The organism is Anabaena sp. FACHB-1391, assembly GCF_014696755.1.
In the GTDB taxonomy this organism is placed as follows: domain Bacteria; phylum Cyanobacteriota; class Cyanobacteriia; order Cyanobacteriales; family Nostocaceae; genus Dolichospermum; species Dolichospermum planctonicum.
Genome location: NZ_JACJQS010000071.1, coordinates 1 through 6,741 on the forward strand (window position 1 = coordinate 1; position 6,741 = coordinate 6,741).

Genomic DNA, 6,741 nt, shown 5'->3' on the forward strand with positions numbered 1-6,741 from the left:
ATTACCCATTACCCATTACCCATTACCCATTACCCATTACCCATTACCCATTACCCATTACCCATTACCCATTACCCATTACCCATTACCCATTACCCATTACCCATTACCCAGTACCAGTACCAGCCTAATGACTATTGACCAAAAACTTGCGCTGCTGCTGCTATACCGGCACCGGGGGTGAAGTTTTCATGACCAACTTGCGGGAGGACAACCTCTAGGGAAGCGATACAGCTAAGGATATCACGATCGCTGACAAAACCCAAGTGACCAATGCGGAAAATTTTATTACTCAGATGGTCTTGTCCACCTGCTAGAGCGATATCAAACCGTTTTTTCATCAAAGAGCGAATTTTATCGCTTTCGATGCCTGGAGTGGCTACAGCGGTAATGGCCGGACTAGCACATTCGTCGGCCGCAAACAAAGATAAATTTAAGGCTTTTATAGCCGCACGGGTGGCATTTTTTTGGCGTTCATGACGGGTAAAGATGGATTCCAATCCTTCCTTTTTCATCATTCCCAGGGTGGTGTGTAGGGCTACTATTAAGTTAACCGGGGGAGTAAAGGGGGTGGTATTTTTGGCGGTGGCTTTGCGATATTTACCTAAATCTAAATAATATTTAGGTAATTTTGCGGTTTTGTAAGCTTCCCAGGCTTTGGGACTGACGGAAACAAATCCTAAACCAGGAGGAATCATATAACCTTTTTGAGAGCCGGAAGCGACTACATCTAAACCCCAAGCGTCTACAGGTACGTTGTAAGCGCCTAAACTGGTGACAGCATCAACAATAATTAGGGCCTGTCCATGTTCTTTAACGTGGCGGTTAATAGTTTCTAAATCATTAATCACCCCGGTGGAGGTTTCACTGTGGGTAATAATTACAGCTTTAATTTCCTTGTTGGTGTCTGCTTGTAGTTTAGCTGCAAATTGGTCTGGGTCTAAAGGTTGTCCCCATTCTGCGCTGACAGTTTCCACATTTAAACCAAAAGCTTGACCGACTTCTACCCAACGTTCACCAAATTTACCATTAGAACCAACTAAAATGCGATCGCCTGGGGAAAGGAAATTAATTATCCCCGCTTCTACAGCACCAGTACCACTGACATTTAACATTAATACATCACTTGTAGTTTGATGTAGCCATTTAAGGTTTTCTGTCACCTCCCCCATCATACTACTAAATTCACCGCTACGGTGGCCAATGGGGTGTTTGGCTAATGCTAGTAAAGCTGCTTCTGGAACTGGAGTCGGTCCTGGAATCATCAGCATCAATTTATTATCCATCTGTGTGTTATGTCCTAGTTGAAAATTTCAATACGATCCAAATTAACCCTTAAAGGGGATAAAAACACAAAAAAAATCTACTAGAATCCTTTTATAGGGATAGTAGTTAAAAACCTTCAGGAGCAATCAACTTTATCTGCAAAATGATTGATAGACCAACGGTGATCAATCACCATAGAGGAAGACTGAAAAATTTCTTCTAACCGTTTTTGTTGGGATGCAGCTTTTCGCATGGTAATAATCAGTTGATTGACTTGATTGCGAAGGTCTTGATTTTGACCTAAAGAAGTCATGGTTTGCTTTTCCAAAAGTTGAAGTATCAGTTCGTAATGGATAGGAGAGGGTAAAGGAATTGGCTCCATGTAGTTTATTGTGAAGTTGCAATTTAGGGATTTTTTAATTTTCTTTTAGTCAAAGTTTAGCTAATCCTTAACTAGTTGTTACACAGAAAATAAATAATTGCAGATCATGGTCTGTAATTAAGCAAACAGATTCACAATTGCTACTTGAGGATCTGGTTGTTTCACTAATGATTCACCAATTAGTACAGCGGATACACCTGCTGTTTTAACTACATTTAAATCCTCTGGATGATGCAATCCTGATTCACTGACGACCAGAATATTTTTTGCTTGTAATTGCTCACCTCTAGCTGTCATTAATTCAGAAGTTGTTTGTAAATCAACAGTAAAATCCTCTAAATTACGATTATTAATTCCGATTAAAGAAACACCATCTAAAGCTAAAACCCGATCTAATTCTTCTAAATTATGCACTTCTATTAAAGCTGCCATTTTCAAGTTATTAGCAATTTTAATAAAGTATTGTATATCTTGATCATTGAGAATTGCTGCTATTAATAAAACTGCATCTGCGCCATTAATTCTCGCCCAATACATTTGGTAGGGATAGATAATAAAATCCTTACATAGTAGGGGTAAATCCACTGTAGAACGGACTAAAGACAGATTTTCAAAACTACCTTGGAAAAATTTAACATCTGTCAGCACCGAAAGACAACTAGCGCCACCTGTTTGATAAGATTGAGCAATAGCTACTGGGTCAAAATCTGTCCTCAATACTCCTTTACTCGGAGAAGCCTTTTTGATTTCGGCGATTAAAGCGGGATTAGTTTTACCATAACGCAAAGCAGCGACAAAATCACGAGTTGGTGGTGCAGCTAGGGCTTGTGTTTGCAATTCCCGTAAAGGGAGCTTTTCCCGCATTTTTTCAACTTCTGTTTCTTTATACCAAACAATTTCTTCTAAAATATTATTTGGTGCTGCACCCTCTATAGCGGATTTATATTGGATTATAGAAATATTGATAACGGGGCTAGGTGAACGACGACGAATTTGCATATTAGTTGGTTGTTACTTGTCAGTTGTTGGTTGTTACTTGTCAGTTGTTACTTGTTAGTTGTTACTTGTTAGTTGTCCGTTGTCAGTTGTCAGTTGTCAGATTTTTTTCCTGAAAGATTGCCAATGGAGTTAAGATAAGGGTTTAACTTAGGAGAAAGTTCTTCAATAATTGGTTTAAGCCTATTTACTTCTTAATTTGTTAACAGATTTCGTTTATAAGCCCGTCTTAACCAATGTCTAGTTTCATTTAAAGAACCTCTCGCTATTCTGACGAAACGGCGATTATCCTGAAAGTTATACCTACCAAAACCTTCTGCAATATTTGCGCCAATACTATCAACAGAACGTACTATTTGCTTACCAATTGTTGCTTTAGGAAATTCCTCCCAATGAAGAACAATGTTCCAAATATCATCAGCTAGTTTTTCTGCTAATTGGTAAACTTGCAAATTCTCGAAGTTGGATTTCGCCATTTATTCAATTGACAATTGACAACTGACTAACGATTAATTAACTAACGATTAACTAACTAACGCCCGTTTATAAGCTTCATCTAGGACTTCTGAAAGGGTAGGGTGGGCGTGAACTAGGTAGGCCAAAGTTTGGATAGATTGACGATTAGCAACAGCGGCTGCGGCTTCGTGAATTAAATCTGAGGCGTGGGGACCAAAGATATGTACACCTAAAACCTCGCCAGTATCTTTGCGATAAATCACCTTTGTCATGCCGTCAGTATCATTTTCCGCCAATGCTTTAGAATTACCTTTAAAATAACTCTTGGTGGTGGCAACTTCAAAACCTTCATTTAAACCCAAAGCATGGGCGGCGGTTTCTGTCAAGCCCACATAACTAATTTCTGGGTGAGTAAAGGCAGCGGCGGGAATGCTGCGATAGTCAACAGTTTTCTGACGACCCATAATATTTTCTACAGCAATGATACCTTGAGCCGATGCCGCATGAGCTAACATCATTTTCCCGGTAGCATCACCAATAGCCCAGAGGTGTGGGACAACTTCCCCGTTGGCTAATACGGCCATATTATCATTAACAGGAATAAAATTACGGCGGTCAAGGTCAACACCAACGGATTCTAGACCAAGATTTTGGGTAGCGGGAACACGGCCTGTAGCGACTAAACAAGCATCAACTTCGAGAACTTCTAAATCTTCTTTAGTTTCAAAGTTAGCCAATTCAATGATTACTGGTGAACCCGGTATGACTTTTTTGGCGTAAATACCGACTTTGGTTTCAATATCGCGGGGGTTAATTAAGACCCGTTCTGCCAGTTTAGCAATATCCCGGTCAAATCCCGGCATTAACTCATTTAGGGCTTCAATTAAGGTAATTTCACAACCCAAAGCTGAGTAAACATCAGAAAATTCTAACCCAATGTAACCACTACCAATAATCGCCACCCATTTGGGGAGAGTTTCTAATTTAACGCCTTGGTCGCTGGTAAAGACTGTTTTCCCGTCTACTTCAATTCCAGGGGGAACAAAGGGGACAGAACCGGGGGAAAGGATGATATTTTGGGCGGTGATGGTTTTCTCACCTTTATCTGTGGCAATGGTGACTTTTTGTGTACCTGCTACCTTACCCCAACCCCGGATAATATCAACTCCCAAGCGTTTGAGACTGTTGGTTAAGTCTCCTTGAATTTTAGAGACGAGATTGTTAGCATGATTAGCGATCGCTTCTCGTTCAAACTCAACACTACCAATTTGTATTCCCAATGACTTGAGGTGATGAGCGTTACGTAATTCTCTCACTTTTCCTGAAGCCGCCAGCAATGCCTTAGAAGGGATACAACCCCTGTTTACACAAGTGCCTCCCATATCCCCAGCTTCAATAATTGCCGTTTTCTGACCGCAACTGATACCGTGTAAGGCAGCACCATGTCCACCTACACCAGCGCCGATAATCACTAAATCGTAATCAAATCCAGGACTCACTTTTGTTTCCCCGTTTTCTTGGCCTATTTTCTCTTAAGTTAACTTTTTTATCAAAAATTTGGGTTCATAAACCCGTCTTTCTAGAACAAGTTTTGGTAGAGTACATTTTGTAACTGTCATGATAAAGATGCAGCACTTCCCGTTGTTATGAAGTACAGTATCGGAGATAGGTTAAATATGCTTTCATGACGATATCATATTTTTATTCTTTCTGGCTATACTTAGTATCTTCTTAACTTACTGTAATTAATAATACACACAACTCATCAATAAGTGTCAAAGAACTTTCTCAAATTGAAAAAATAACGAAGAGGCTCTTTTTGTCTCCCCGTTATTTTTCTAAATAGCTATGAGGTTTGAAGTATCTGAAAGTTAGCGATTAGCTGCTTAGAGGTTACGCGCTAATCCTTTGAGCATTGCACCAGTGTCTAGGAAATCTTTATTTTGTGAGAGTGCTTGCAGAGTTTCTGGACTGCTTTGTTGGATAATGTCATTATAGGCTTGAATAGCAATGTTCACTTTAGCAGTGTTTACAGATCCTGGTGTATTCAACTCAAGTAAGGCATTTGTGAGTGCCGCTACTGATTCTGGGGAAACCTGCGCTTGAGATGGAAGTGTTTTAAAAGGATTAGAAAGATTAGGATTGGAATAAGGAGTAACACTGCTGCCAGTTGTGCCACCACCACTTCGACTGCCTCCTGTACCTAAACTAGATGATTTTTGGGCTTGGCTTGGTAGCTGCCAATTGAGCGACAAAAGGGGTGTGAGACTGAGGACAAGAATCAAGGTTCTGATTTTTAACATGGGAATTTTCTCAGAATTGAAGTGTTTATTTAGGTAAGAAATTGAAACCATAGCCTACACTTAGAACGAATACTGTACCGCCTAGACTATTATCTGTCAGGTCTGCACCCACGGCATTAATGATCATGGGAATGGTAGGGATAGGAACGAAGGAAGCACCAATGTTGAAACCAACTCCACTCCAACCCATACCGATACCTACTTGGGGGTGAACTTGTAGGCCTACTCCAGTAAATACTCCAGTAGTAGCAGGGTCTTTTCGGAAATCGCCACCACCGGCTCCTAAAGAAAAGGAGATAGGCATTTGATTGACTGGATCATTAGGCCTCAATAGGGAGTAAGTTGTAACTACACCATAGCCACTGGAAGGTCTAACTGTTTCCCTCTTAACGTGCTGGGCAAAGGACTTCCAGCCGGCCGCAGCAGCTATTTGAGTATTACCTTGAGCATAGACAATGTGGTTAGCTTTGAGGTCAAATGTGCCGTTGTACCCAAAATTTTTGATACTACCAATATTGTAGCCAAGCTCTAAACCAATTTGCCGGGCATCTCCTAAGCCAAAACCCATACTCAAACTCCCGTCTGGTTGATTTCTAGCTTTACCGGTGGTTGCTCCTGATCCTCCAAAAAACACGTCACCCCAAGTAGCCCCGAAGGCGCTGGGAGTAGCAAAAGTAAGTGAAGGTTGGTAAGTCCGTTTTTTGGGAACTACTTTGAAAACAGGTTGAATTAATAAATCCTGCCGTAATTTATCAGCATCAATTGGAGTGCTATTATTAGGTACAGAAGGATCTGTTTGAGCAGTTATCTGTGGTTGTTTTTCAAAAGTAGATTCTGCTTTTTTCACTGTCACTTCTTTGTGATCAGGAAATTTATTAGTGATTAATTCACTACCCTGTTTTTTAGCAACTATATTATCTGCTGCCAATGCAAGATTAACTGAAATAAAATTGGCGAAACAAATACAACTCAAGAGTGTTATACCCTTAAACTGCAACAGTTGCCTTCGCACCATCATAAATAAAATTATGGCTTTCTGCAAACTCTTACTCCTGAGAATTATATTTCGCTTTTCAGTATGAAAATAAGACTGCTATGCGAAACAAATCACCAATAAAATACCATTTAGGTTGGAAATATCAGGGCGAAAAGTAAATTGATCAGGAAATCTTGCGGAAGAGTTTACAAACTTAATGGTTTAATAAAGTTTGGTTAAAGATTTTATCCCACATTCCGCACCCTGAACTGTCACAGATCAAAAAAGCAGAGATAGTAGTACATAATAACTAACGATCAATTAAAGAGAAATAAGCTTAATGAGAATACATATCATTAAAA

At 40.0% G+C, this 6,741-nt stretch carries 7 protein-coding genes; all 7 read right to left on the bottom strand.

Annotation, left to right across the window (positions count from 1 at the left end; genetic code table 11):
- Positions 1-134: 134 nt before the first annotated feature.
- Entirely contained in the window at positions 135-1,286 is a 1,152-nt protein-coding gene (locus H6F62_RS20065) for an alanine--glyoxylate aminotransferase family protein (RefSeq protein WP_137908405.1), read from the bottom strand.
- Between the two features lie 116 nt (positions 1,287-1,402).
- Entirely contained in the window at positions 1,403-1,648 is a 246-nt protein-coding gene (locus tag H6F62_RS20070) for a DUF5340 domain-containing protein (RefSeq protein ID WP_137908406.1), read from the bottom strand.
- Positions 1,649-1,765: 117 nt separating this feature from the next.
- Complete coding sequence (trpC, locus tag H6F62_RS20075) at positions 1,766-2,647, bottom strand: indole-3-glycerol phosphate synthase TrpC (RefSeq protein ID WP_190372814.1); 882 nt, start codon at positions 2,645-2,647, stop codon at positions 1,766-1,768.
- 191 nt (positions 2,648-2,838) lie between these two features.
- A complete protein-coding gene (locus H6F62_RS20080; protein WP_199290849.1) occupies positions 2,839-3,120 on the bottom strand; it encodes a four helix bundle protein in 282 nt (93 codons plus the stop codon).
- A 48-nt stretch (positions 3,121-3,168) separates the two neighbouring features.
- Complete coding sequence (gene lpdA / locus H6F62_RS20085; RefSeq protein ID WP_137908408.1) at positions 3,169-4,599, bottom strand: dihydrolipoyl dehydrogenase; 1,431 nt, start codon at positions 4,597-4,599, stop codon at positions 3,169-3,171.
- Between the two features lie 387 nt (positions 4,600-4,986).
- Positions 4,987-5,403 carry a hypothetical protein gene (locus H6F62_RS20090; RefSeq protein ID WP_190372815.1) on the bottom strand — a complete coding sequence of 139 codons (417 nt, stop codon included), beginning with the start codon at positions 5,401-5,403 and terminating at the stop codon, positions 4,987-4,989.
- Positions 5,404-5,428: 25 nt separating this feature from the next.
- Complete coding sequence (locus H6F62_RS20095) at positions 5,429-6,445, bottom strand: hypothetical protein (protein ID WP_190372816.1); 1,017 nt, start codon at positions 6,443-6,445, stop codon at positions 5,429-5,431.
- Between the last annotated feature and the right edge of the window lie 296 nt (positions 6,446-6,741).

What these genes read in the sequence shown, in the direction of transcription:
- H6F62_RS20070 (WP_137908406.1), bottom strand. Translation starts at nt 1,648, where the DNA reads ATGGAGCCAATTCCTTTACCCTCTCCTATCCATTACGAACTGATACTT.
- H6F62_RS20080 (WP_199290849.1), bottom strand. Translation starts at nt 3,120, where the DNA reads ATGGCGAAATCCAACTTCGAGAATTTGCAAGTTTACCAATTAGCAGAA.
- H6F62_RS20090 (WP_190372815.1), bottom strand. Translation starts at nt 5,403, where the DNA reads ATGTTAAAAATCAGAACCTTGATTCTTGTCCTCAGTCTCACACCCCTT.
- trpC (WP_190372814.1), bottom strand. Translation starts at nt 2,647, where the DNA reads ATGCAAATTCGTCGTCGTTCACCTAGCCCCGTTATCAATATTTCTATA.
- H6F62_RS20065 (WP_137908405.1), bottom strand. Translation starts at nt 1,286, where the DNA reads ATGGATAATAAATTGATGCTGATGATTCCAGGACCGACTCCAGTTCCA.